2 protein-coding genes and 1 pseudogene are annotated in these 2,692 nt (G+C 59.8%); 1 reads left to right on the top strand and 2 read right to left on the bottom strand.

Translation table 11 applies throughout. The annotated features are described in order from the left end of the window. Together AC04SF_RS37245 and AC04SF_RS37240 are read right to left on the bottom strand one after the other, a co-directional pair. A pseudogene (locus tag AC04SF_RS37245) lies at nucleotides 1-182 on the bottom strand (hypothetical protein); the annotation flags it as partial. Between the two features lie 68 nt (nucleotides 183-250). Further along, nucleotides 251-952 carry a DUF6946 family protein gene (locus AC04SF_RS37240; RefSeq protein ID WP_488481856.1) on the bottom strand — a complete coding sequence of 234 codons (702 nt, stop codon included), beginning with the start codon at nucleotides 950-952 and terminating at the stop codon, nucleotides 251-253. A 766-nt stretch (nucleotides 953-1,718) separates the two neighbouring features. Between AC04SF_RS37240 and AC04SF_RS37235 the strand changes: the two genes are divergently transcribed. Continuing rightward, entirely contained in the window at nucleotides 1,719-1,985 is a 267-nt protein-coding gene (locus tag AC04SF_RS37235) for a hypothetical protein (protein WP_488481855.1), read from the top strand. The last annotated feature ends 707 nt before the right edge of the window (nucleotides 1,986-2,692 follow it).

Raw genomic sequence — 2,692 nt, 5'->3', positions numbered from 1 at the left:
TTGTAGCCGACATAGGCGGCACCGCGCTTGAATGTCCGCGACTTTACCGAAACGCGTTGCGCTGGCCGGTCGAATGGCTGCGCGATCACATCGTAACCGGGCCAGTTGTCGGGAACTTTCAAAGCAGGGATGCCGGCGAGCGTGAGCTCTGCGGCAACGATCATCTCGCAAGCATCGCCCATCTGTTTGGTCGTATATCGCTTCCGTGCAGTGGTCCCCATGCTGGTCGATCTGATATCCACCGGAACTCCTAGCATTTGAGAAAATCCGCGTTGCCGTTGGCCCAGCGGAGCCGCTGCCCTGACTTTAGGATCACGGTGCTCGACGTGTCAGGTTTGACTTCGGCGCCGAAAAGGCTCGCGAAGGTGGCGAAGTCCTCGAACCACATTCGCGCTGGCGAGAACGAGTGGACGATCATGGCGGCTTCATCAGTCTTGAAGCGCCGAGCCTCGATCAACGCGGAAGCCGTCCTGTGCATCAACTGATAACGGATATGAAATGGCGGGACATCATCGAAGCCGAGCAAGCCGCATAGTTGGCGCATGCGCTCTCGCTTTCCCCGCGACGGCTCGGCATACCATTCGCCCACGGTCGGTCCAAATGGCTCGCTTACCTTGCCTTCGATGGTTGCAGCACAGGTCTGTTGGCCGAAGCGGATAAGGGCAAACACGTCATTCTGGCTGTCACGGTTGCCCCCGTCGAGTGGCACCCTGTGCTCGGGCAAAGCCAGGAGTAGCTCGGCCGGGCAATCGAACATCTGCGCGACTTCGGCCGGCAAGCCGTCAGCACTTTCCCAACAATGAGCAAGCGTCTTTGCCGAGTAGCCGGTTCGCCATTGCCTCTCAGGTTCGGCGAGGAAGGCTTGCCAACTCGCCGGGCCTTGGCTGGGAACATAGACCCGCGTCCGACGTGTATTTCGCGGAATGCCCAATGGTTGACCCCCTGGTAACACGTTCGGACCGTTCACGCGCTACCCTAGCGGATCATTGGTGAACCTCGGTTTAAACGTCTCGATATTTAGGAGGTATCCTGGTTGACGATCCCGCCAGGGCCGGGCTGGCATCGAGCATGGAGGCCTCATCCCCTCACCGCCGAGAAGAAAAGAAATCGCGGCTTGATTGTGAGGCTTCGCGTGCCTTGACCTCAGCCAAAATAGCCCGCTGGCGATTATCCTTTACCGGCCGCGTGCTCGTCTTCGCACTCCAGCAGAGCCCATTCCCTCCTGCGACAGTTGCGGAGCATGAAGGTACTTGTCCGAAGTGCGCCCCTGAGCAACCGTCGTCCGCTTCGACGCAATGGCGCCCATCCCCTGCCCGCGCCTCACCCGATCGGCTCGCGTTCGAAGGAGGTCATTCTGCCCGCCTTCTCCGTCAGACGCGCAAAATAGGCGCGGGAGGAATTAATATGCCGTAGCGTCGTCGAGAACGTCCAGGCTTTTTTGCGAAAACCGTCGGCGCCGAGTGCCGGCTGGCACGAAGGCAGGCTGCGGCATCTGCGCGCCATCGATTATCCCGAATATGGTTCGGTGGACGTCGACCTGTCGCCGGCAGAAGCACCACCCTGTGCGCGAACCCGGCTTTGACTGCTTAACAACCGTCGTGGGACCCGTCGCCGCCCGAGCCGACTTGAAATCCAATTCCGTTTCGCTATGACGGATTTGGTGGGTCTTCCAAGCGCCGATTTGGCCGGGTAGGGTTTGCAGGGGGCCAAATAACCGGATGAACAAACGGATGATGCAGGAAAAACTGCGCGCCTGTTGGGCATTCAGCCCGACTGTCGACAGGAACGTTGCTCTGATCGAAGGCTTTATGAAGGGAAAGAGTGCTGCCGACCTGAACCGGCCTTTGCAGGAACTGGTTCAGCGTGCAGCAGAATCCGGTTGGACCGAGGACGAGATTGCCGACGCGCTCCTCGAGCTCGCCGGCGCGCGCCTCACTGAATGCCAGCGACATTCTGAACGACGGGTGACGCAACGGCCGCGATAGGCGATGTCGAACCCATCGCGCGGTCGGATAGGCGTTCCTGGGCAGTGCCTTAGCGAAAAGCGCCTTAGGCCTGAATACGGTGTTTAGCGCGCGGCGCCCTCGGTGCTCAAGAGCGAGCCGGCAGCGTGACATCACCGCCCCGGCTTGATGCGGGCGCAACTTTTTCCGACGCTTCCGAGCCATGCGCCTGAAATGCGTTCTCCTCAAGCCGCTACTGCAAGCTGCGAGGCTTTAGTGAGGCGCGGTCGGCGCGGTCATCGACTTTCTCACCCCGGTCGAATGTGCCAACGACTTCAAACCCGCAGTATATGAACTGGATTAAACAAGACGTCCTCTGGCCCAGGCCGTTCTCGCCGGCCGCGCATTGGCTTCAAACGCAGCTGCTGGTCCCATGCTGGATGTGACCGGTCATAGCCGATCGCTGTATCAGGCAGCGAAAAACCGAACAGAGGTTGCTGCGCGAGAGGATCGGTTAATCGCCCGCAGTATTTTTGCGTCCAGAGCGGCCGCCACAAAAGCGCGTCGAGCAACTGGCGACCGAGCCTTCCCACGCAGCACCTGCAGTAATCAGCAGCAGTTCATAATGAGAAGGAACGCGCCGAACACGTGGTTTTTGCTGGGCCGGTGGTGACGCGTTCCTCGACATTATTTTGCGGAATTACAAGGTGTCGAGCCAGGCGATAACGCTCTGGTCCTCCTTCCACGAC

The sequence above is a fragment of the Mesorhizobium sp. CNPSo 4671 genome (assembly GCF_057784245.1).
Note: the sequence above shows the minus strand (reverse complement) of the source record. Positions and strands in the feature narration are given on the sequence as shown.

Bases quoted from the DNA above. Each gene is read 5' to 3' on its own strand.
- AC04SF_RS37235 (WP_488481855.1), top strand. From the start codon at position 1,719: ATGAACAAACGGATGATGCAGGAAAAACTGCGCGCCTGTTGGGCATTC.